The sequence below is a fragment of the Thalassobacter sp. HA4-2 genome, from assembly GCF_055693705.1.
On sequence record NZ_JBVFUK010000001.1, the window covers coordinates 2,869,740 to 2,890,686 of the forward strand.

The window sequence follows — 20,947 nt, forward strand, 5'->3', positions numbered from 1 at the left end:
TGGTCGCTCCCGCACAGGTCTTTCAGAAATTTCTGAAAGACTAGATAGGGGGTTTTCCGGGGGTCAGGGGGTGCGTCAGGTTGTCTTACCCGTTTTCTGGCGCAACCGGTTTTCCAGCCGTCCAAGGATCAGGGACAGGCCGATGGTCAGGGTCAGATACAACAGCGCCACGACGTTGTAGGTCTCAAAGTACCGGAAATTGCCCGCCGCCGTCACCTTGCCCAGTTGCGCGATGTCCAGCACGCCCAGCACCGACACAAGCGAGCTGTCCTTGACCATGGCGATGAAGTCGTTGCCAAGGGGCGGCAGGATCATGCGCACCGCTTGGGGCAGCACGATATGCCGGAACCGGTGCCAGCGTTTCAGGCCAAGGGCCTTGGCCGCTTCGATCTGGCCGATGTCCACCGATTGCAGGCCCGCGCGGAACACCTCGGCGATGAAGGCGGAATATGCGATGACCAGCGCCATGATCGCCCGCCACAGCATGGGAAAGTCGCGGTTGCGAATGGGATCCAACCCAAGGTGCCCGGTGGCCCAGTTCCAGCCCGCCACCAGCGCGGGCGCCAGCACGAAGGCGACATAGAGCAAAAGCACAAGGATGGGGATACCGCGCACCACCTCGATGTAGAACCGGGCGATCTGGCGCACGACGATGCGGTCCGACAGGCTCATGACCGCCAACCCCAGCCCCACCAATGACGCACAGGTGAACCCCACCACGGTCACGAACAGGGTGATCCAAAGGCCCTGTTTCAGGGTCGTCAGAACCCGCCCGTACAGATCATCGGTATACACCTGCCAAAAGGCCGCGCCCAGCAAGAGCGCGACCATCACAAGCCACCAGGGAAAATCCTGGTCAGATCGGGCGGATGGGATCACCCGCCAAGGCTGTATTCAAGGAACCACTTGGTGTTCAGGCGGTCCAGCGTGCCGTCCGCGCGCATGGACGCGATGGCCGCATTCATGGCCGCCTGCAACTCGGGATCGGTGCCCTTGGGGAAGATGAACCCGAAATCGGCGCTGGCCAAAGGCTCCCCGATGATCTTCAGTCCCCCATTGCTGGCCGCGACATAGCCGTTGGCCGCCGTGCTGTCAGACAGGGCCAAATCCACGTCACCCGTGCGCAGGGCCTGTAGACCGGCACCAAAGGTCTCGAACAGGGCCACGCGGGGGTTCGCCTCGTCCCCGTCCAGAATGTCGTAAACCGCCACATAGAACGGCGTGGTGCCGGGCTGGGCCGAGACCAGCAGATCCGGGTTGGCCGCAAATTCAGCGGCGTTGGTAAACCGATCCTCGTCCCCGCGCACGATCATCAGCATCTGGCTGTTCATATAGGGGTCGGAAAAATCAACGACCTCGGCGCGATCCTCGCGGATGGTGATCCCGGTCATACCCATGTCGTACTGACCCTGCCCCACGGCGGCGATCATGCCGTCCCAGCTGGTCTTTTCGTATACGGGCGTGATGTTGATCCGCTCTGCGATGATCTCCATCGCGTCGTATTCCCAACCGATGGGGTCGCCCGTATTGGGGTCCTTGAACTGGATGGGGGGATAGGCGTCTTCGGTGGCGATCACCACCTCCTTGCCGCCCAGATCGGGCAGGTCGGCAGCCAGGGCGGTGGTGGCAAAGGTGGCGGCGGTCAGGCCCGCCAGCAGGTTCAACAGTTTCATATCACTCTCCCGTTTGTTTGATCCGATAATGGCGCGCAGGCGGGCGGTGTCCAGTCAGACATCCCCGCAACACGCACAATCCGCACGGCGCTTGATACGCATGACCCGCGCATCCCCATAGAGAACATCGTGGATCATCATGCGACCGCGCAGGGGCTCGCCCGCGCCTGTTATGATCTTGATCGCCTCGCCCGCCATTTGGGCACCGATCAGACCGGGCAGCGCGCCAACCACGCCCGCCTCGGCGCAGCTGGGGGCCTGTCCGGGGGCCGGGGCCTCGGGGAAGACGCAGGCCAGACAGGGCGCCCCGGCGGCGGGATCATAGACCGTCACCTGGCCTTCCCACTGACTGATGGCCCCGGCGATCAAGGGGCGGCCCGAGGCGACGCAGGCCGCGTTCACCATCTGCCGGGTCGCAAAACTGTCGGTCCCATCCAGCACCAGATCGTAGTCGCCCACCAACTCCTCTGCGATGGACGCGTCCATGTTCCGGTTGTAGGGGCGCACCTCGATATGCGGGTTCAGGGCCAGCATCGCGGCACGGGCGGAAAACACCTTGGGCATGCCGATGCCCTCGTCCGTGTGGATCACTTGGCGTTGCAGGTTCGACACATCGACCACATCGGCGTCGATCACCCCGATCCGGCCCACCCCCGCAGCAGCAAGATACAGCAAGGCGGGCGACCCAAGGCCCCCGGCCCCCACGACCAGCACCTTGGCCTGTTTCAGCGCCTTTTGGCCCGGCCCCCCAACCTCGCGCAACATGATGTGACGGGCGTAGCGGTCCAGCTCCACGTCCGAGAACGCACCGGGGGTGGGGGCGGGCTTGGCCGCTTCCTCTCCGGCCTCGGCCTTGGTGCGCAGAAAGCCCAACCCCTTGCGGTAGATCCAGACGAACGCGCCGATCACCCCAAGCAACAACCATTCAGAGGGGCTGCCCCCCGTAGCCTCGCGCAGGGGCGCGCCCTCTGGAAAGGCGAATTGGATCGCCAGCACCGCCACGTACAGCAGGCCCAGCATCAAAACCCGCGCCTGATTTGGGATCCGCGCTGCATGACACAGCCCCCAGATCATCGCCGCCAGACCAAAGACCAAAATCATGTGGACACTCCTGTCGATCCAAAACCACCCGCGCCACGGTCCGTGTCAGACAGGGCTAGGGTTTCGGCAAAGTCCGCTTGGACCACAGGCGCAATGACCGCCTGTGCGATCCGGTCGCCGTGGGCGATGGTCACACCTGCCTGCCCCAGATTGATCAGGATCACCCCCACTGGCCCGCGATAATCGCTGTCGATGGTGCCCGGACTGTTCAGCAGCGTCAGCCCCTGTTTCAGGGCCAGACCGGACCGGGGGCGCAGCTGCATCTCGTACCCTTGGGGCAGTTCGATCCGCAGACCCGTGGGGATCAAAAGGCGATGGCTGGGCGCGATGCGCAGGCCCTTGACGCGCTGGTCAGCGGGCAAGTTCGCGCGGATGTCGGCCCCGGCAGCCCCGGGGGTCGCGTATTCGGGCAAGGGGATATCCGGGTCGGCCCAGTCTTCGCGCAGGACACTGATCACGGCGGTCATGCCAGCGCCTCGGCGATGCGGGCGGCCAACCGGGCGGCGGTGGCGTCCTTGGACATGCGGGGCCATGCCTCGGCCCCCTGTTCGGTGACAAGGGTCACGGCGTTTTCCGTTCCACCCATGATGCCGGTTTCCGGGGACACGTCATTGGCCACGATCCAGTCGCACCCCTTGCGCAGGCGTTTGGCCGTGGCATTGGCGACCACGTCGTCCGTCTCGGCGGCAAAGCCGATGACAAGGGGCGGGCGGTTGGCGGCGTGAGAGATCGTCTTGAGGATATCGGGGTTCTCTGCGAACTCCAGCGCGGGGGCTTGGCCGGTGCCGTCCTTCTTCATCTTGCTTGCCGAAGTGTTAACGACGCGCCAGTCCGCCACGGCTGCCGTGAAGATCGCGGCGTCCACCTGCTCCACATCTTGCACGAGTCGCAGCATTTGCGTGGCGGTTTGTGCACGAGTCACGGTGGCGCCGGGGGTGGCGGCACGGTCGCCGGACCCGTCACAAAAGTCACCCGCGCCCCAAGGTTCAACAGCGCCTTGGCCAGTGCCGTCCCCTGCGCGCCCGAAGATCGGTTGGCAATATATCTAACAGGATCAATGGGTTCGTGGGTGGGGCCCGAGGTGACAAGGATATGTTTGCCCTTCATCGGGCCGTCAGACAGCTTGGCGGTGATCGCGGCGACGATTTCGGGCACCTCGGCCATGCGCCCGGGGCCGTATTCCCCACAGGCCATCGCCCCCTCGCCCGGGCCGACAATTGTGATGCTATCCCCTTGTAAAGTAACAAGATTTCTCTGGTTCGCGGGGTGATCCCACATGCGGACATTCATGGCAGGCACGATCATCACGGGCTTATCCGTTGCCATCAAAAGGGTAGACGCAAGGTCGTTGGCATGCCCGTTTGCCATCTTGGCCATCAGGTCCGCCGTCGCCGGCGCGACCACCAGCAGATCCGCCGCGCGGGACAATTCGATGTGCCCCATCTCGGCCTCGTCGGTCAGGTCAAACAGGTCGCGGTAGACCTTTGACGCCGCCAGGGCAGACGCCGACAGAGGGGTCACAAATTCTTCGGCGGCGCGGGTCAGAACGGGGGTAACGCTGGCCCCTTGATCCCGCAATCTTCTTATTAAATCCAATGACTTGAACGCCGCTATCCCGCCGCCGATGATCAGTAAGATACGCTTATTCGCCAGCATGTTCGCCCCCTTGGTTCGGGGCGACGTTACGGCGCGCAGCGGGCAAGATCAACGGAAGGCGTCGCAGGGATCGCCGCGCCCCGGCACGCCCGGCGCATCCAGCAGCAGGTCAAAGGTGCCATCGGGATCCATGCCATCTTCGCGTTGCCCGATGGACAGCATCGACACCTCGGGGGCGACACGGGCGACATACACCGGCATGCCCCAATCGGAGCGGGCGTGGCCATTGCCGGTGATAACGACGATGGGACCGCCGGTTTCCGCCAAGGCTTGCAGCGCCACCTTTGCCAGCTTTGCATCCCTAAGCCGTTGAATATCCACCATTGTTGGCAACATCTGATTGGGCATCGATTCACAGTGCACGGCCAGTTGATAGGCCTGCCGCACGGTTTGTTCTGCGGTGGGCAAAGGCGTGGACAGGCCGAAGCGGGCATCGTCCAACACCTGTTCCACTGGCATCGACATGACCGCCATGGCCTGATCCCGTGGCACACCAGCCCCATAGACACCGGCGTCGGGCGCTGCGCTAAATATCGGGTAATACATGGAAAAATCAGGCCAGCCCGTAGCGTTCCAGTCAAAGGCCGCCTCTAGCGCGGCCTCATCCGCGCCCGGAATATGCGCGCTGGCTTGGCCCGGAGTCAGCATTTCAAAGACCAATGCCGACGGGGCCAAGTCCGCCACGATCGCGGCTTGGGTCGCATGATGGGCCGGATTGTCGTGCAACTCGCCCACAATGACGATATCCACCTCTCTCGCGACATCCCACGGGGCCGCAAGAGAAACCGCCGCGCTCATCAAAGTGAACGCGGCGGTCAGAATGGGTAACACGGGCCTCATGCGAAGAAGGCTTTCACCTCTTTCGATTGGCCTTCAAGGCTTTTGCGCATTTTGCCAAAGGCGGCCGCTTCCAGTTGGCGGACGCGCTCTTTGGACAGCTTCAACTCTTGGCCAAGGCTTTCGAGGGTACGGGGATCGTCGCGCAGCTTACGCTCTTTGACGATGAACCGCTCCCGCTCGTTCAGGCCGTTCAAAGCGATCAAAAGCCAGTTGCGCAGGGTTTCCGTGTCGTGGCGACGCTCCACATGCTCTGCCGCTTGGGTGCTATCATCCTCCAGCGCGTCGATCCATTCGCGCCCATCTTCGTCCGTGGACTGCGTCGCGTTCAGTGAAAAATCGGACCCGGACAGGCGCCCCTCCATCATTTCCACGTCATGTAGGGGCACGCCGACCTCTGTCGAGATCATCTGGCGCATTTGGTGTTTGTCAAGTGTCTCGCCTGCCGCCAAAGCCTCTCGCTCCAGCCGCGCCTGAACGCGGCGCATGTTGAAAAACAAAGACTTTTGCGAGGATGTGGACCCGGTTCGCACCATCGACCAATTGCGCATCACGTAGTCTTGGATCGACGCTTTGATCCACCACACCGCATAGGTCGAGAAGCGGACGCCACGATCGGGATCAAACTTGTCTGCGGCCTTCATCAGGCCCAAACCGGCCTCTTGGATCAGGTCGTTCATGGGCGCGCCATAGCGTTTGAACTTCGACGCCATGGAAATCGCCAGCCGCATGTAGGCGGTGATCAAACGGTGCAAGGCTGCCTCGTCGCGTTGGTCGCGCCACGCGTAGGCTAGTTGCAGTTCCGTTTCAGCGTCGAGCAGTTCCGCCTTCATCGCGCGACGTGATAGAGAGTTGTCGCTGCCAAAATCAAAAGCCATATCTCTGGTCCCCCTGTGGAACAGTTTGTTATGCAAGTGATACGGGTCGGCTTACTTGCCGGATCACAAAAAGGTTCAGAAAATGTTGAAACTACCGAAACTCACGCTAGTGACTGGTGGGGCGGCATCGGGGAAAAGTGTTTTTGCAGAACGACTTATCGCCCTGTCCGCGCGTCCAAAGATTTATCTGGCAACGGCGCAGGTGTTTGATGACGAGATGGCCGCGAAAGTGTCGGATCATCAAAACATGCGCGGCGCAGGGTGGACCACGATCGAGGCGGGGCGCGACGTTGCCACCGCCTTGACCCAAGCGCAGGCGGATCAGGTCGTTCTGCTGGATTGCGTGACCATGTGGCTGAACGGTGTTTTCATGGACGAGGCGGATCTGGCGACCGAGACGCAGGCGCTTTTGTCCGCCCTTGCCGCTTGCCCGGCCCCCGTGGTCGCAGTCACGAACGAGGTCGGCCAAGGCATCGTGCCCGACAACAAACTGGCGCGCAGTTTTCGGAACGCCCAAGGTCGCGTGAACCAGCAGATCGCTGCGCAGGCGGACTGGGCCATCGCGGTCATGGCTGGCCTGCCCCTGCGCCTGAAAGGCGACATCCCCGAGGGTGTTTTATGACCCAGTTCTGGTTCATCCGTCACGGGCCGACCCATGCCAAAACCATGGTCGGTTGGACTGACTTGCCCGCTGATCTGTCGGACACCGCCCGCATCGCCCGGTTGTCGGCGGTGCTGCCTGACGCGCCCATCGTCAGTTCCGACCTGTCGCGCACGATTGCGACGGCGGACGCTTTGCAAGGCACGCGCCCGCGTCTGCCCCACGATCCGGCCTTGCGCGAATTCCACTACGGCACGTGGGAGAACCAGCCCTTTGACGCCATCGACAGCCCCGCCCTGCGCCAGTATTTCGAGGATCCTGGCCCCCATCGTGCACCCGGCGGCGAAAGCTGGAACGACGTCGCCACCCGTGTCGAACGGGCCATGACCGGACTGCTGCACCTGCCCCAGGTTATCGTCGTGGCCCATATGGGAGTGATCCTGACCCAATGGGCGCGGGCGACGGGCAAGTCGCCATATCAGGCGCTGGCCCAGAAAATCGACCCGCTGTCCCTGACCCGCATTGATTGGAACGGCGAGACGTTGGTGGCCCACGACGCCAATCGCCAACCGTGATGGTCTGCATCACACTGTTTCGCTGGCACGCGTATGATGTTGCGCCTAGAATCGCGCCATGACCTACCACCTCTACATCGGCAATCGCCTCTATTTCAGCTGGTCCCTCGCGGCCTACCTCATGTTCGAAAAGTTCGGGTTGCACGATCAGGTGACAACAACGGTGTTGCGCCCCGCGTCGGAGGATGGGGTGCGCGCCCTGATGACCGACCTCGCCCCGGCGTGCACTTTGCCCACGGTGATCACACCGGACGGTGCCACCCTAAACGACAGTTTCGCCATCGCGGAGGAGTTGGCGACCCGCCACCCTGACATCCCGTTCTGGCCAAAGGACCCCAAGCCGCGCGGCACGGCACGGGCGATTTCCGCCGAGATGCACTCCAGCTTTGGCACCCTGCGATCTCACTGGCCGTTTGCCCTGCGCCACGCCTACGCCGCCCAGACACCCGACGCCGCAACGCAAGGGGAACTGGACCGGTTGGAGGTCCTTTGGACCTACGCCCGCGATATGCGGCAGGCAGAGGGGCCGTGGCTGTTTGGTGCGTTTTCGCTGGCCGACGCGATCTTTGCACCCATGGCCGTGCGCTTGGCGATCTATGGCTTTGACACGGCCCCAACCACCCGCGCCTATGTCGCAACCCATTTGGCCGATCCAGCGTTTCAAGCGTGGCGCGCCCAAGGTCTTGCCGAAGAGGGTGTGATTGAAAGTTGCGAGAGAGAATATCCCCGCGCGCCGTGGCCCATGGCTTAACCGTGCCCATTTACGAACTGTAAACCATTGGCAGGCTAGCGTTCACCAAGGTTAATCCTCGGGGGACCGGATCATGCAAGCCAGCACGCTGACCGTCGCATTTGACGGCCTAGAGGCGCAGCCCGTCACAGTTGAATGCGCCCTGACCCCGGGCTTACCCGCCTTTTCGGTCGTGGGGTTGCCCAGCAAAGCTGTCAGCGAGGCCAAGGAAAGGGTGCGCGCGGCCCTAGAGGCGATCAGCGTCGCATTCCCGGCCAAGCGGGTCACGATCAACTTGTCCCCAGCGGACCTACCCAAAACGGGGGCGCACTTTGATCTGCCCATCGCGCTGTGTGTCATGGCCGCGGTGGGTGTCGTTCCCGCAGAAAAGGTGGCAAAGATCCTATCCCTCGGGGAGCTTTCGCTTGACGGTACCTTGGTGAAAGTTGCCGGCGCGTTGCCAGCGGCGGTCACTGCCAGCGCACAAGGGGCAACGCTTGTCTGCCCCAAAGCCTGCGGCCCCGAAGCCGCGTGGGTCGGCGCGACCGATGTCGTCGCCGCCACAAGCCTGAGTGCCGTGATGCAGCACCTGACGGACGCCGTGCCTATTGACCGCGCCGCCCCCGGCACCGCAGAACCCGCCCTTGCAACAAAAGACCTGCAGGACGTGCGCGGCCAACAACGCGCCAAACGTGCGATGGAGATCGCCGCCGCCGGGCGTCATCACTTGTTGATGGTCGGCCCGCCCGGCGCTGGCAAGTCCATGTTGGCCGCCCGAATGCCCGGCATCATGCCCGAGCTTGCCGCGTCCGAGGCGCTAGAGACATCCATCGTACATTCCATTGCGGGCTTGATGGACGAACAGGGCATCTCGCGGCAACGCCCGTTCCGCGACCCCCATCACACGGCTTCGGTCGCGGCGATGGTCGGCGGAGGGCGCAACGCCGCGCCGGGGGAAATCACGCTGGCCCACAACGGTGTCTTGTTCATGGACGAGTTTCCCGAATACGGCCGCCAAGTCTTGGAAACTCTGCGCCAACCGCTGGAGACGGGCGAAGTGACTGTGGCGCGCGCAAATGCCCACGTGCGCTATCCCTGCAAGTTCTTGCTGGTGGCCGCTGCAAACCCCTGTCGATGCGGGCATCTGTTTGACGCAGATCGCGCCTGCGGACGCGCTCCATTATGTGCCGAGGACTACCTTTCCAAAATCTCCGGGCCATTGATGGACCGGTTCGACCTGCGACTAGAAATCAACGCCGTCGCACCTGCTGACCTGAAGGGTGCACCAACCGGCGAGCCGAGCAAGGCCATCGCCGCACGCATCCAAGCCGCGCGCGACATCCAGTCTGCGCGTTTTGACGCCCTGCCGGGCATCTCGGTCAATGCAGATTGCGAGGGCGAACTGCTGATGGACATCGCGCGCCCAGATGAGGCCGGACAAGACATCTTGGATAAGGCCGCCATCAAATTCGGGCTGACCGCCCGCGGCTATCACCGTATTTTGCGCGTGGCGCGCACTATCGCAGACCTTGCGGGCGCCGAAGGAGTGGAACGCATTCACATTGCCGAAGCATTATCCTACCGCCTGGTCGCCCTACCCGGAAGCTAAGCCAATCGCGCGTCAATCGCATCCCAGATCAAGGCAGCTCCGTTCGTGCCATCAAAACGCTCCAGCTCTTGCAGGCCAGTCGGTGACGTCACGTTTATCTCTGTCAGGTAGTCGCCGATCACATCAATGCCGACAAAAATCTGCCCGTGATCTTTCAGCCGCTGGCCAATAACTTGGCAGATTTCTTTATCACGCTCCGTGAGTGAGACAGGCTCTGGTCGCCCTCCAACGTGCATATTGGACCGGGTCTCTCCTTCGGCGGGAACGCGGTTGATTGCGCCAATCGGAACACCATCAACGAGAATGATGCGTTTATCGCCCGCCGAAACATCAGGCAGAAATTTCTGCATGATCAGGGGTTCGCGGTTGAGGACGCTGAACAACTCGTGCAGGGAATTCAGGTTGCTATCGCCTGGCTTGAGCCGAAACACGCCAGCGCCACCGTTTCCGTAGAGAGGCTTGAGGATGACATCGCCATGCCGTTCTCGGAAGGCTTTCAACCTGTCCAAGTCACGCGCAATCGCAGTGGGCGGCGTGAGATCGGGAAAATCAAGAACCATGAGCTTTTCAGGCCAGTTCCGGACCCAAGTTGGATCATTCACGATCAAGACTTCACTTTTGAGCCGATCAAGAATGTGGGTCGAGGTGATATAGTTCATGTCAAATGGCGGATCTTGCCGCAGCCAGATGACATCCATTTCCGCTAGATCCGTATCCACAACCGGGCCAAAAGCAACATGGTCCCCTTTTACGCGCTTAAGCTTGACCGACCTTACCTGCGCTCGAACACCACCTGCAAAGTAGCAAAGGTCATCTGGCCCATACACAAAGACCTCCCAACCTCGGGTCTGCGCCTCCAGCGCGATACGAAATGACGAGTCCCCATCAATATCCACATTCTCGATGGGATCCATTTGGAAAGCGACTTTTCCGGGCATCTCTGACTCCTATAACTCGGACAGTGTCATGGCCGTAGAAGCACCGCCTGGCAAGCCTAAGCGTGCAATGCGTTCGGGATCACCTCTATCGCGCCTTGGGCATCAACCAGTGCAACATCAAAACGACAGGGGGTGGACAAGCCAGAAGCAAGCGTTGCGATAAAGGCAGTTGCGCATCGAAATAGACGTTTGGTCTGCCCGGCCGTAATCCTTTGCGCAGCCAAAGCGAAAGACTTGCTCTTCTTGACCTCGACAAAAACGTATTCACCGTCGCGTGTGAGAATAAGGTCCAGTTCACCGCCGCCACCACGCCAGCGCCGCTTGGACACCGAATATCCTAGACCTTCATAGTGCCGAGCCACACTGTCTTCTGCTGCTACGCCAGCACAGTAATTGACCATCCCAGACATATGTCTCACTCCATATCCAACGCCAACTTATAGACGCGCTTGCGTGGCAAATCCATTTGTGAGGCAACACCCGCAATTGCTTCTTTGCGAGACACGTTTTGCAAATGCTCTCGTAACGCGCCAACGATCTCCTCGTCGGTCACGTCAGCGATCACCGGGCGTCCCAGAACAACGACAAATTCACCCTTTGGCGTGATATCGTCAGCACGATCAATGATGTTCCCCAAGGTTCCCGTACATACTTCTTCGAACCGTTTGGTTAATTCCCGGCACACAGCCACATGTCTCTCCCGCCCGAATTCTTGAACCAAAACATCTAACAAAGCCCTAATGCGTTTTGGGCTTTCGTACAAAACCAGCGTCGCATCAACACTCGCTATTGATCGCACAAATTTTTCCCGTGCCTTGGCAGCGTTGGGAGCGAATCCTGCGAACATGAATCGGTCAGTCGGCAAACCACTTACGCAAAGGGCTGCCAGCACCGCGGACGCGCCCGGTGCCGCAAAAACCCGCGCACCCACCCCACGTGCATCTTGCACAAGTTGATATCCGGGGTCCGCGATCATCGGGGTTCCGGCCTCGGACACATAGGCAACGCTTTGGCCGTTTTGCAAAGCAGCAAGGATTTTAGGGCGAGCGGCTGGCCCGTTGCGGTCGTGGTATGCAATCATTTTCCGACCGTTTAATGGAACGCCGTGAATATCCATCAGCTTGCGTGCGGTGCGCGTGTCCTCGGCTGCGATGACATCTGCGGAGGCCAAAATATCCAAGGCCCGCAACGTTATATCGCGCGCGCTGCCTATGGGGGTCGACACGAGATAAAGCCCCGGATCCAAAGTCTTTACATCACGCATCAGGCTGGCTCCCTCCGAGGGCGTTTACTTGGCCCACGGCCTTGGATAGTTTGCATCACAGTAAAGGTCCAATGGACGTACAACAGGGTGGTAAAATGGTTTCAGGTCTGAACAAGTTGCGCAAGATGCGTCGGGGTCTCGTATTTGGATTGGCAGCGGCTGTCTTGGCTGGGTGCCAAGTCACCGTGCCCACTGGTGGCAGCGGCCCGGCTGTTGACCGTTCTGCCCCTGTTCCTGTTGCTCTGCTGCTGCCCTATGGATCCGGCAAAAGCGGTGACGATGTTGTAGCACGCGCGTTGGAAGATGCGGCGCGGCTGGCGATCAACGATCTGGAAGGGGTGCAGATTGATCTGCGTGTCTACAATACCGCAGGCAGCGCGTCGACCGGTGCCTCTGCCGCGACCAGCGCCGTGTCTGATGGCGCCCAAGTGATCCTTGGCCCCCTATACGCCGATGTCGCAGCCGCCGTTGGCGTCGCAGTGGCCGGGAACAATGTCCCGGTTCTGTCGTTCTCCAACAACACATCTGTGGCCGGCGGCAACGTCTACGTTCTAGGCAGCACCTTTGAAAACACGGCGCGCCGTCTGGTCAGCTACGGCGCGGCCCAAGGTCGCAACCGCATCACCATTTTGCACAGCGCGGATGCAACGGGAACGATTGCAAAGGATGCTGTGACACGCGCGGCCCAAGCCGCTGGGGCGACTGTCACCGCGACCATTTCTTACGAGCTGTCGCAGGCGGGCGTTGTCGGGGCGATCCCCTCCGTGCGCTCCAGTATTCGCAGCAGCAACTCCAACACGTTATTTTTGACATCGTCTACGTCAGGCGCGCTGCCCCTGTTCGCGGAGCTCTTGCCAGAAGCAGGTATCAGCACGGACAGCGTTAAGTTCATGGGCTTGTCCCGGTGGGATATTCCGGCAGAGGCGCTACAGCTAAAAGGCCTGCAAGGCGGATGGTTTGCCCTGCCCGACCCTGGCCTGTCCGCACAGTTTCAGCAGCGGTTCAGCGCGGCAACAGGGCGCAGCCCGCACCCCCTTGCTGGCCTTGGCTACGACGGTATCTCGGCCATTGGCACGATAGCCGCCCGCCCGAACGGCGCGTTTGATCGCGGGAACCTGACCTCTGCCTCTGGTTTTGCCGGGGTAAACGGCGTATTCCGTCTGCGTGCGAATGGCACAAATGAACGCGCCCTGGCAGTGGCCCAGGTTGTGAACCAACAAGTTCAGGTGATCTCTCCTGCCCCAAGACGTTTCGGATCAGCCGGGTTCTAAACCCAACAGCGCCCCCTTCCCGCGCACTCTGTCGGCAATCGCACCAAGCGAACTGGTCGCCCGCCCGGGCGATATCTTCGACGTGGACGCGGTCTTGGGGGATCTCGCAACTGCCCTTTCGGGGGCGCCTGACGCAGCGGGCGCACGCAAGGCGACCGTGGACATCCTTTTGGCGGCCCAGAAAGAGGGACGCGCGGCGATTGAAGCGGGGTTTGAGGCTGACCCGACACGGGCCCGCCGGATTACGCGGGCCTATGCCTATCTGACCGACTGCATGGTCGAAACCACTTGGCTGGTTGCGACCCATCAATTGCACCCGAACCCCAATCCCACCGAGGGCGAGCGTATGGTCGTCATCGCTGTGGGTGGCTATGGACGCGGGGAAATGGCGCCGAGTTCGGACGTCGATCTGTTGTTTCTGACGCCTTACAAAATCTCACCTTGGGTCGAGTCGGTCGTGGAATCGATGCTCTACATCCTGTGGGACCTGAAGCTGAAGGTGGGGCATTCGTCCCGCACCGTGAAGGACTGCATCCATCTGGGGCGCGAGGACCTGACCATCCGCACCTCACTGCTGGAGCAGCGTATGATTTGCGGGCACGGATCGCTGGCCACGGACCTACGCGACCGTCTGTGGGAGGAGTTGTTTAGCAAGACCGCCGGAGAATTCATCGAAGGCAAACTTGCCGAACGTGCGGAACGACACCGCAAACAAGGTGGCCAGCGCTACATGCTGGAACCCAATGTCAAAGAGGCGAAGGGCGGGCTACGTGACCTACAAACCCTCTACTGGATTGCCAAGTACCGCTACGGCGTGCGGGATGCAGCCGATCTGGTGGATTTGGGCGTGTTTCGCCCGGACGAGTTTGAAAGCTTCGAGGCGGCGGAACGCTTTCTTTGGTCCGTGCGCTGCCACCTGCACCTGATTGCAAAACGCGCCGCCGATCAGCTGACGTTCGATATGCAGATCGAAGTGGCGGAGCGGATGGGTTTTCGCGATCAAGGGGGACGGCGGGGGGTCGAGCATTTCATGCAAGCCTATTTCCGCCATGCCACCAAGGTCGGCGAATTGACCCGCATCCTGTTGACCGCCCTAGAGGCCGAGCAAGTCAAGGAAACGCCGGGCCTCTGGGGGCTGTTGCGCGGCAAACGCAAACGCAAGCTGAAGGCTCCCTACGAGGAACGCCAAGGTCGCTTGGCCGTGGCCGATGAAGACGCGTTTCTGTCCGACAAGTTGAACCTTCTGCGCGTGTTTCAAGAGGGCCTGCGCACCGGTCTTCTGTTGCATCCCGATACCATGCGGCTGGTGTCCGGCAACATCCGGCTGATCGACAAAGAAATGCGCGAAAGCCCCGAGGCGAACCGCATCTTCCTCGATCTGCTGCTGAAACATGGCAACCCCGAAAGATCCCTGCGCCGCATGAACGAGCTGGAGGTGCTATCAGCCTTCCTGCCCGAATTCGCCCCGATCGTCGCCATGATGCAGTTCAACATGTACCACAGCTATACCGTGGACGAGCATACCATTCAGGTAATCGCACACCTGGCCAAGATCGAACGGGGCGAGTTGACAGAAAGCCTGCCCTTGTGTTCAGGCATCCTGAAAGGCGGGGTGAACCGCAAGGTTCTGTATGTGGCCATGCTGCTGCACGATATCGGCAAGGGCCGGCCCGAGGATCATTCCGTCCTTGGCGCGCAAATCTCCCGCGCGGTCGCCCCCCGGTTTGGGTTGAAGAAAGAGGAATGTGAGACCGTCGAATGGCTGGTCCGCTATCACCTTTTGATGTCAGACATGGCGCAAAAGCGCGATATTTCGGACCCTCGCACAATTCGCGATTTCGCCAAGGCCGTGAAAACGCGCAAGCGGTTGGACCTGCTGACGGTTCTTACGGTCTGCGACATCCGCGGGGTGGGCCCCAACGTCTGGAACAACTGGAAGGCGCAGATGATCCGTGCCCTACACCGGGCCACGGCCCTGGCCCTTGAAAACGGGCTGGAGGACGTGAACCGCGAGGCGCGCGAGGCCAAAGCGAAAAAGCTGTTCCGTGAACAGATGGAGGGGTGGACCCCGGCACAGTTGCGCACAGAACTCGGCCGCCACTATGGCCCTTACTGGCAGGGCATCCCGACTGCCGCTCAGGTGCAATTCGCCAAGATGCTGCAAACCCTGCAAGCGGATCAAATCTCGGTCGAGCTGGACCCGGACGAGGATCGCGACGCGACCCGCGCCCTGTTCGCCATGCAGGACCATCCCGGTATCTTTAGCCGGATCGCAGGGGCCCTGAACCTTGTGGGCGCCAATATTATTGATGCACGGACCTTTACGTCCAAGGACGGCTACGCCACCTCGGTGTTCTGGCTTCAGGATGTGGAGGGCAAGCCCTATGAGGCCAGCCGTCTGCCCCGCCTGCGCACCATGATCGAAAAGATCCTGTCGGGCGAGGTCATCACCCGCGACGCCCTAGAAGGCAAAGAGATCAAAAAGCGCGAGCGGCCCTTTGACGTGCCCACCAACATCAGTTTCGACAACGAAGGGTCCGAGATCTACACGATCATCGAGGTCGACACCCGCGACCGGCCCGGCCTGTTGTTCGACCTGACCCAAACCTTCGCCCAAGCGAACCTGTATATCGCCAGCGCCACAATCGCGACCTATGGGGCGCAGGTCGTGGACAGCTTTTACGTCAAGGACATGTTCGGTCTGAAAATCTACTCCAAGGCGAAACAGGCTGATCTGGAACGCCGCCTGCGTGCGGCGATTGCCAGGGTCAAGGAACGGGCGGGCGCATAACGTGAACCTCGCAAAGGGCTTTTTCACCGTGGGTGGTTGGACCATGGCCAGCCGCATCCTGGGCTTCGCCCGTGACATCCTGATCGCACGTTTCCTGGGCACGGGCGCCGTGGCCGAGGCGTTCCTGATCGCCTTTTCCCTGCCCAACATGTTCCGCCGCTTCTTTGCCGAAGGCGCGTTCAACATGGCCTTCGTGCCCATGTACGCCAAAAAGCTGGAGGCAGGCAAAGCCGCAGACGATTTCGCCCGGGACGCGCTGTCGGGGATGTTTATGATCCTGTCGGTGTTTTCGGCCCTTGGGATCGTTTTCATGCCGTGGCTCGTGTGGGCCATGGCCTCGGGCTTTGCCGATGACGGGCGGTTTGATCTTACCGTCGCTTACGGCCGGATCGCCTTTCCCTACATCATGATGATCTCGCTGGCGGCGCTTTTATCCGGTGTGCTGAACGCGAACCGCAAGTTTCTTGCCGCCGCCGCCGCGCCCTGTTTCCTGAACCTCGTGTTCATTGCGGCAATGGTGCTGTGGGTACTTCTAGGTCTGTCCGAGCCCACCCAAATCGGAGAGGCCTTGGCATGGGCCGTCCCCGTCGGTGGCCTTGCACAGCTGGCCCTTGTCTGGATTGCTGCCGCCCGCGCCGGGCACTGGCTGACCCCGCGCATCCCGCGCATGACGCCCGAACTGAAACGTCTGGCCATCATCGCCGCCCCCGCCGCCCTTGCCGGTGGGGTGATGCAGGTCAACCTGTTGGTGGGCCGCCAAGTCGCCAGTTATTTCGAGGGTGCTGTGGCTTGGCTGTCCTACGCCGACCGCCTGTACCAACTGCCATTGGGCGTCGTGGGCATCGCCATCGGAGTAGTGTTGCTGCCGGAACTGGCCCGCCGCGTGCGCGCTGACGATGCGGTATCGGGGCAGGAGGCGCTGTCGCGCGCTGGCGAATTCGGCCTTGCGCTGACCATCCCCGCCGCTGTGGCCCTGATGGTGATCCCCGTTCCACTGGTCGAGGTTTTGTTCGAGCGTGGCGCCTTCGACAGCGACGACACCGCCTTCACCGCGCTGGCCCTGATCGTCTATGGCGCGGGCCTGCCTGCTTTTGTTTTGCAGAAGGTGCTGCAACCACTGTTCTTCGCGCGCGAGGATACCCGGTCGCCCTTGCGCTTTGCGCTGGTGGCCATGGTGGTGAACGCCGCCGTCGCCGTTGGCCTTGCCCCCTTCATCGGGTTCATCGCGGCGGCCCTTGGCACCACGCTAGCGGGCTGGGTCATGGTCTGGCTTTTGTGGCGGGGTACACGCCCCATTGGTCAAGCGGCCCAATTTGACGCGCGGTTCAAACGGCGTTGGCCGCGGATCGTGCTGGCCTCTGCCATGATGGGCGGGGTGCTGTGGGGCTTGTTGATCGTGCTGGGACCCTTCTTTGGCGAGGCCGGTGTGCGCTATCTTGCGTTGTTGGTTTTGGTCGTACTGGGGATCGCAAGCTATGCCCTGTTCGGCAAACTGGTCGGCGCGTTCAATCTGGCAGATATCCGCGCCGCCCTACGCCGCTAGCGGTTGCGCAACCGGGCCAGCAGATACGCCCAGCCCCCGGGCACCAAGACGAACGAAAGCAGGAAACCAGCGGCAAAGCCCACTATATCCGCAACCCACTCGCCTCCTGATCCGAACAGCGCGCCAAAGATCAACTGGATCGCCAGCAGCATCCCGATCAGGCGAAAGGCGTTCAGGGGGGCCTCTCCAACGGTGCGGGCCTGCGCCCACAGCAGGAACGTGAAACACCCGATCAACCCGTAGACCCCGGGATACCCTCCGACCAGCGGTTGCGGGCTGTTCAGCAGCACCAGAAAGGCAACGCCCCCCGCGACGGAGGACGCCCAGAACACGACCAGAAACTTCCACGCGGAAAACACGCCCGAAATCGCCTTGCCAATCGCCAGCACGAACACAGCCACGAAGGCAGCGTGGACGAATCCGGTATGGATGAACGGGTAGGTCACAAGGCGCGCTACCTGTTCCAACGGCCACGTCTGGTTGTCCCACATCCAGCCGAACACGCTGTCAATCACGGCCCAATCGCGCATGGCGGACAGGCGCCAACCCACAGCCTCCGGCCCGCCGATGATCCCCTCGGTGCCCAGCCAAAAGATCAACTCAAGCCCACCTAAAACGGCAGCTAGGCCAACGACAACGGCGGGCACCTCAAGGAAAGGTGAGGTGTTGGGATCACGGTCCATGGGGCGCTCCGGTTGACGGGGTTAGGCCCCAAAGGTAAGCGCGTAGAGAACCAGCAGCAAGGGACCGCAGCCATGTCCGACACCCAATTTACCAAACGCGTTTTCTCCGGCATTCAACCCTCGGGCGGGTTAACACTGGGTAACTATCTGGGCGCGATGAAGCGATTTGTGGATATGCAGGACGACGGCGGCTTCGAGACGATCTACTGCATGGTGGATCTGCACGCGATTACGGTCTGGCAGGACCCAGAGGCCCTGCGCCGCAACACGCGCGAACTGTGCGCCGGTTTCATTGCTGCGGGCATTGATCCCGAAAAGTCTATTCTGTTCAATCAATCCCAAGTGCCCGAGCACACGCAACTGGGCTGGATCTTCAACTGTGTGGCGCGCATGGGCTGGATGGGCCGCATGACACAATGGAAGGACAAGGCGGGCGAGAACGCCGAGGGCGCGTCGCTGGGGCTGTTCGGCTACCCTGCCCTGATGGCTGCCGATATACTGATCTACCACGCCACCCATGTCCCCGTGGGCGACGACCAGAAGCAGCACCTGGAACTGACCCGCGACATCGCGGCCAAGTTCAACCACGATTATAGGCGGGAGTTCTTCCCCATCACCGAACCCGTCATCGAAGGCGCCGCCACCCGCGTCATGTCCCTGCGCGACGGCACCAAAAAGATGTCGAAATCCGACCCCTCGGACGCCAGCCGGATCAATCTGACCGACAGTGCCGACGCCATCGCCAAAAAGATCAAGAAGGCCAAGACCGACCCTGATCCCCTGCCCGATACGCTGGACGGTTTGGACGGTCGTCCCGAGGCCCGTAACCTGGTGAACATCTGGGCCGCGCTGGAGGGTACAACGCCCCAGGCCGTGGTCGAGGCGAATGCGGGCAAACTGTTTGGCTACTTCAAGCAAGACTTGGCAGAGATCGCTGTAAACCGCCTGGCCCCCATCTCGTCGGAAATGTCGCGCCTGATGGACGACACCGCCGAGATTGACCGCATCCTGTCACGCGGTGCGGAACGTGCGCGCAACATCGCAGCCCCGATCCTTGATCAGACTTACGACATCATCGGGATGGTGCGTTAGTTGAACCGGAACAGACGGAAGATCGCGGATGCGCCCCAACCCGCAGCGATTGCGATGAACAGGGACAGCAGGCCGTAGTACAAGGGTTGCTCGTGCGCGAGGGTGTAAATCCAGCGCTCCAACCCAACCTTGGTCACCGCAATCGTGTCAGTGTACAGGGCGGTCACGTTGCCATCCCGGGTCAGGAAAATGCGAACCGCATAGTCTCCTTCGACAAGGTTGGCGGGCAGGCTGACCTCAGTCGAGAACAGGGTCTCGTCAATCACACGGACAGGGCGATCCGTCAGCTGATAGGTCTCGTTCGCCTCACGGATACGGATCAGGGCGTTGGTGAAATCCTCGGTGGTCACCCCATCGCGGGTTTCGCCCACGGCGCGGATCGCCTTGGTCACGGACACATTGTGGCGCTGATCCTCGACGTTGGACAGCACTTGTTCCAAGGGGGCGGAACTGGCAACGGCGTAGAAACTGGGCGCGGCATCAACCTCGATGGCATCGGTGTTGACCCAAATGCCAAAGCGTTTTTCCTTGCGCCGCACCGTAACGGGTTCAGAGGGTCCTGTGACAGTGACGATAACCTGCATGGGGGCCGCGTCGATAGGCACCGGTGTGTTGCGTTTCACGGCCCCGAACACAAGGATTTCGGACCCGTCGAAATTGGTCGTGATCGACACATCGCTTTGGGACAGATCGGCGACCACATCCTCGAACGCGAAGGCGGGAGTGGACAGCATGATAAGGGCCAACAGGACACGCAGCATCAGTGGCCTCCTGTCCCGATGGAGTACAGCTCTGCCGGGGTCAGTAACAGGTCCAGCGCCAGCTTGCCGCAAACCGCCAGCACCATGATCGCCAGCAAGATACGCAACTGTTCGGCCTTGAGCTTCACCCCGATCCGCGCACCGATCTGGGCACCGATCACCCCCACCAGCAACAGAACTGCCAGCACCATATCCACGGTGTAGTTGGTGGTGGCGTGCAGCAGGGTCGTGAAGGCCGTCACAAAGATGATCTGGAACAGGGATGTGCCGACAACGACCTTGGTGGGCATGCCAAGGATATAGATCATCGCGGGCACCATGATAAAGCCGCCACCGACCCCCATGATCGCCGCAAGGATACCGACGAAGACACCCACCACCAGCGGCGGAATGACCGAGATATACAGACCCGAGGTGCGGAATTTCATCTTGAACGGCAGGGCGTGGATCCAGCCCCGCTGCTTGCGCTTGATCACGGCCTGCGGACCCTTGGACCGACGAATGGCGCGCAAACTTTCAAAGAACATCAACCCGCCAATGATGCCAAGGAACACAACGTAGCACAGCTTAACCAGCAGATCGACCTGCCCCATCTCGCGCAACATCGTGAAGACCTGTACGCCAAGTGCGGCCCCCACAAGGCCGCCGATCAACAGCACGACCCCCATGCGCAGGTCCACTGTCTTACGCTTCAAATGCGCCAGAACGCCCGAGAAGGAGGAGGCGACGATCTGGTTCGCCTCGGTCGCGACAGCCACCGCCGGAGGGATGCCGATGAAAAACAACAGGGGCGTCATTAAGAACCCGCCGCCAACACCGAACATGCCCGACAAGACGCCCACAATCCCGCCAAGCCCCAACAAAAGGAATGCGTTGACCGATACTTCGGCGATGGGGAGGTAAATTTGCATGGGTCAGTCCGGCGTGCGCAAGGCTTTCCCATA

The 20,947-nt window shown here is 61.3% G+C and carries 20 protein-coding genes and 1 pseudogene; 8 read left to right on the plus strand and 13 right to left on the minus strand.

What is annotated here, in order from left to right:
* Nucleotides 1–75: 75 nt before the first annotated feature.
* The 7 genes and pseudogenes from ACZ1G0_RS14590 to ACZ1G0_RS14620 form a co-directional block, all read right to left on the minus strand.
* Complete coding sequence (locus ACZ1G0_RS14590) at nucleotides 76–831, minus strand: amino acid ABC transporter permease (RefSeq protein WP_472737603.1); 756 nt, start codon at nucleotides 829–831, stop codon at nucleotides 76–78.
* Between the two features lie 44 nt (nucleotides 832–875).
* Entirely contained in the window at nucleotides 876–1,673 is a 798-nt protein-coding gene (locus ACZ1G0_RS14595) for a transporter substrate-binding domain-containing protein (protein ID WP_472737604.1), read from the minus strand.
* Nucleotides 1,674–1,727: 54 nt separating this feature from the next.
* On the minus strand, nucleotides 1,728–2,774 hold the full coding sequence (locus tag ACZ1G0_RS14600) for a HesA/MoeB/ThiF family protein (protein ID WP_472737605.1): 1,047 nt from the start codon (nucleotides 2,772–2,774) through the stop codon (nucleotides 1,728–1,730).
* Nucleotides 2,771–3,241 (minus strand): dUTP diphosphatase, encoded by a 471-nt coding sequence (gene dut / locus ACZ1G0_RS14605; RefSeq protein ID WP_472737606.1) that lies wholly within the window; start codon nucleotides 3,239–3,241, stop codon nucleotides 2,771–2,773. The genes ACZ1G0_RS14600 and dut overlap by 4 nt, the downstream gene beginning before the upstream one ends.
* Nucleotides 3,238–4,430: pseudogene (coaBC, locus tag ACZ1G0_RS14610) on the minus strand (bifunctional phosphopantothenoylcysteine decarboxylase/phosphopantothenate--cysteine ligase CoaBC). The gene dut and the pseudogene coaBC overlap by 4 nt, the downstream one beginning before the upstream one ends.
* A gap of 48 nt (nucleotides 4,431–4,478) precedes the next feature.
* The gene (locus tag ACZ1G0_RS14615; RefSeq protein WP_472737607.1) at nucleotides 4,479–5,270 is read right to left on the minus strand and encodes a ChaN family lipoprotein; all 792 of its coding nucleotides are present in this window, start codon (nucleotides 5,268–5,270) and stop codon (nucleotides 4,479–4,481) included.
* A complete protein-coding gene (locus ACZ1G0_RS14620) occupies nucleotides 5,267–6,145 on the minus strand; it encodes an RNA polymerase factor sigma-32 (protein WP_472737608.1) in 879 nt (292 codons plus the stop codon). Before ACZ1G0_RS14620 ends, ACZ1G0_RS14615 begins: the two co-directional genes overlap by 4 nt.
* Nucleotides 6,146–6,227: 82 nt before the next feature.
* On the opposite strand from ACZ1G0_RS14620, the gene cobU reads away from it, so the two are divergent.
* From cobU to ACZ1G0_RS14640, 4 genes are all read left to right on the plus strand, one after another.
* Nucleotides 6,228–6,767 (plus strand): bifunctional adenosylcobinamide kinase/adenosylcobinamide-phosphate guanylyltransferase, encoded by a 540-nt coding sequence (cobU, locus tag ACZ1G0_RS14625; protein ID WP_472737609.1) that lies wholly within the window; start codon nucleotides 6,228–6,230, stop codon nucleotides 6,765–6,767.
* Entirely contained in the window at nucleotides 6,764–7,321 is a 558-nt protein-coding gene (locus tag ACZ1G0_RS14630; protein ID WP_472737610.1) for a histidine phosphatase family protein, read from the plus strand. The genes cobU and ACZ1G0_RS14630 overlap by 4 nt, the downstream gene beginning before the upstream one ends.
* 58 nt (nucleotides 7,322–7,379) lie before the next feature.
* Complete coding sequence (locus ACZ1G0_RS14635) at nucleotides 7,380–8,072, plus strand: glutathione S-transferase (protein WP_472737611.1); 693 nt, start codon at nucleotides 7,380–7,382, stop codon at nucleotides 8,070–8,072.
* A gap of 73 nt (nucleotides 8,073–8,145) precedes the next feature.
* Nucleotides 8,146–9,660, plus strand: coding sequence for a YifB family Mg chelatase-like AAA ATPase (locus ACZ1G0_RS14640; RefSeq protein ID WP_472737612.1), 1,515 nt, complete (start codon nucleotides 8,146–8,148; stop codon nucleotides 9,658–9,660).
* Here ACZ1G0_RS14640 and gshB read toward each other — a convergent pair.
* From gshB to rsmI, 3 genes are read right to left on the minus strand one after another with little or no spacing between them, the layout of a single operon-like run.
* Nucleotides 9,657–10,598: a glutathione synthase gene (gene gshB, locus ACZ1G0_RS14645; protein ID WP_472737613.1), complete on the minus strand. Its 942-nt coding sequence runs from the start codon at nucleotides 10,596–10,598 to the stop codon at nucleotides 9,657–9,659. The genes ACZ1G0_RS14640 and gshB overlap by 4 nt on opposite strands.
* Nucleotides 10,599–10,654: 56 nt before the next feature.
* Nucleotides 10,655–11,008 (minus strand): YraN family protein, encoded by a 354-nt coding sequence (locus ACZ1G0_RS14650; protein ID WP_472737614.1) that lies wholly within the window; start codon nucleotides 11,006–11,008, stop codon nucleotides 10,655–10,657.
* Between the two features lie 5 nt (nucleotides 11,009–11,013).
* Complete coding sequence (gene rsmI, locus ACZ1G0_RS14655) at nucleotides 11,014–11,862, minus strand: 16S rRNA (cytidine(1402)-2'-O)-methyltransferase (protein WP_472737615.1); 849 nt, start codon at nucleotides 11,860–11,862, stop codon at nucleotides 11,014–11,016.
* 95 nt (nucleotides 11,863–11,957) lie between these two features.
* Here rsmI and ACZ1G0_RS14660 point away from each other — a divergent pair, with 95 nt between their 5' ends.
* The 3 genes from ACZ1G0_RS14660 to murJ are packed head-to-tail and all read left to right on the plus strand — an operon-like array spanning nucleotide 11,958 to nucleotide 17,467.
* Complete coding sequence (locus tag ACZ1G0_RS14660) at nucleotides 11,958–13,133, plus strand: penicillin-binding protein activator (protein WP_472737830.1); 1,176 nt, start codon at nucleotides 11,958–11,960, stop codon at nucleotides 13,131–13,133.
* A gap of 28 nt (nucleotides 13,134–13,161) precedes the next feature.
* Entirely contained in the window at nucleotides 13,162–15,924 is a 2,763-nt protein-coding gene (locus ACZ1G0_RS14665) for a [protein-PII] uridylyltransferase (RefSeq protein WP_472737831.1), read from the plus strand.
* A gap of 1 nt (nucleotide 15,925) precedes the next feature.
* Nucleotides 15,926–17,467 carry a murein biosynthesis integral membrane protein MurJ gene (gene murJ, locus ACZ1G0_RS14670; protein ID WP_472737616.1) on the plus strand — a complete coding sequence of 514 codons (1,542 nt, stop codon included), beginning with the start codon at nucleotides 15,926–15,928 and terminating at the stop codon, nucleotides 17,465–17,467.
* On the opposite strand, the gene ACZ1G0_RS14675 is transcribed toward murJ, so the two are convergent.
* Nucleotides 17,464–18,150 (minus strand): rhomboid family intramembrane serine protease, encoded by a 687-nt coding sequence (locus tag ACZ1G0_RS14675; RefSeq protein WP_472737617.1) that lies wholly within the window; start codon nucleotides 18,148–18,150, stop codon nucleotides 17,464–17,466. The two genes, murJ and ACZ1G0_RS14675, sit on opposite strands and share 4 nt — an antisense overlap.
* A gap of 72 nt (nucleotides 18,151–18,222) precedes the next feature.
* Here ACZ1G0_RS14675 and trpS point away from each other — a divergent pair, with 72 nt between their 5' ends.
* Nucleotides 18,223–19,242 (plus strand): tryptophan--tRNA ligase, encoded by a 1,020-nt coding sequence (gene trpS, locus ACZ1G0_RS14680; protein ID WP_472737618.1) that lies wholly within the window; start codon nucleotides 18,223–18,225, stop codon nucleotides 19,240–19,242.
* Here the strand turns inward: trpS and ACZ1G0_RS14685 are convergent.
* Nucleotides 19,239–20,003, minus strand: a complete 765-nt coding sequence (locus ACZ1G0_RS14685; protein ID WP_472737619.1) for a TIGR02186 family protein — start codon at nucleotides 20,001–20,003, stop codon at nucleotides 19,239–19,241. The genes trpS and ACZ1G0_RS14685 overlap by 4 nt on opposite strands.
* Nucleotides 20,003–20,914 (minus strand): sulfite exporter TauE/SafE family protein, encoded by a 912-nt coding sequence (locus tag ACZ1G0_RS14690; protein WP_472737620.1) that lies wholly within the window; start codon nucleotides 20,912–20,914, stop codon nucleotides 20,003–20,005. Before ACZ1G0_RS14690 ends, ACZ1G0_RS14685 begins: the two co-directional genes overlap by 1 nt.
* Between the last annotated feature and the right edge of the window lie 33 nt (nucleotides 20,915–20,947).

Bases quoted from the DNA above. Each gene is read 5' to 3' on its own strand.
- ACZ1G0_RS14650 (WP_472737614.1), bottom strand. From the start codon at position 11,008: ATGTCTGGGATGGTCAATTACTGTGCTGGCGTAGCAGCAGAAGACAGT.
- gshB (WP_472737613.1), bottom strand. From the start codon at position 10,598: ATGCCCGGAAAAGTCGCTTTCCAAATGGATCCCATCGAGAATGTGGAT.
- ACZ1G0_RS14620 (WP_472737608.1), bottom strand. From the start codon at position 6,145: ATGGCTTTTGATTTTGGCAGCGACAACTCTCTATCACGTCGCGCGATG.
- ACZ1G0_RS14635 (WP_472737611.1), top strand. From the start codon at position 7,380: ATGACCTACCACCTCTACATCGGCAATCGCCTCTATTTCAGCTGGTCC.
- ACZ1G0_RS14690 (WP_472737620.1), bottom strand. From the start codon at position 20,914: ATGCAAATTTACCTCCCCATCGCCGAAGTATCGGTCAACGCATTCCTT.
- rsmI (WP_472737615.1), bottom strand. From the start codon at position 11,862: ATGCGTGATGTAAAGACTTTGGATCCGGGGCTTTATCTCGTGTCGACC.
- cobU (WP_472737609.1), top strand. From the start codon at position 6,228: ATGTTGAAACTACCGAAACTCACGCTAGTGACTGGTGGGGCGGCATCG.
- dut (WP_472737606.1), bottom strand. From the start codon at position 3,241: ATGACCGCCGTGATCAGTGTCCTGCGCGAAGACTGGGCCGACCCGGAT.
- ACZ1G0_RS14600 (WP_472737605.1), bottom strand. From the start codon at position 2,774: ATGATTTTGGTCTTTGGTCTGGCGGCGATGATCTGGGGGCTGTGTCAT.
- ACZ1G0_RS14685 (WP_472737619.1), bottom strand. From the start codon at position 20,003: ATGCTGCGTGTCCTGTTGGCCCTTATCATGCTGTCCACTCCCGCCTTC.
- ACZ1G0_RS14660 (WP_472737830.1), top strand. From the start codon at position 11,958: ATGGTTTCAGGTCTGAACAAGTTGCGCAAGATGCGTCGGGGTCTCGTA.
- ACZ1G0_RS14595 (WP_472737604.1), bottom strand. From the start codon at position 1,673: ATGAAACTGTTGAACCTGCTGGCGGGCCTGACCGCCGCCACCTTTGCC.
- ACZ1G0_RS14590 (WP_472737603.1), bottom strand. From the start codon at position 831: ATGGTCGCGCTCTTGCTGGGCGCGGCCTTTTGGCAGGTGTATACCGAT.
- ACZ1G0_RS14630 (WP_472737610.1), top strand. From the start codon at position 6,764: ATGACCCAGTTCTGGTTCATCCGTCACGGGCCGACCCATGCCAAAACC.
- ACZ1G0_RS14640 (WP_472737612.1), top strand. From the start codon at position 8,146: ATGCAAGCCAGCACGCTGACCGTCGCATTTGACGGCCTAGAGGCGCAG.
- ACZ1G0_RS14615 (WP_472737607.1), bottom strand. From the start codon at position 5,270: ATGAGGCCCGTGTTACCCATTCTGACCGCCGCGTTCACTTTGATGAGC.
- ACZ1G0_RS14675 (WP_472737617.1), bottom strand. From the start codon at position 18,150: ATGGACCGTGATCCCAACACCTCACCTTTCCTTGAGGTGCCCGCCGTT.
- trpS (WP_472737618.1), top strand. From the start codon at position 18,223: ATGTCCGACACCCAATTTACCAAACGCGTTTTCTCCGGCATTCAACCC.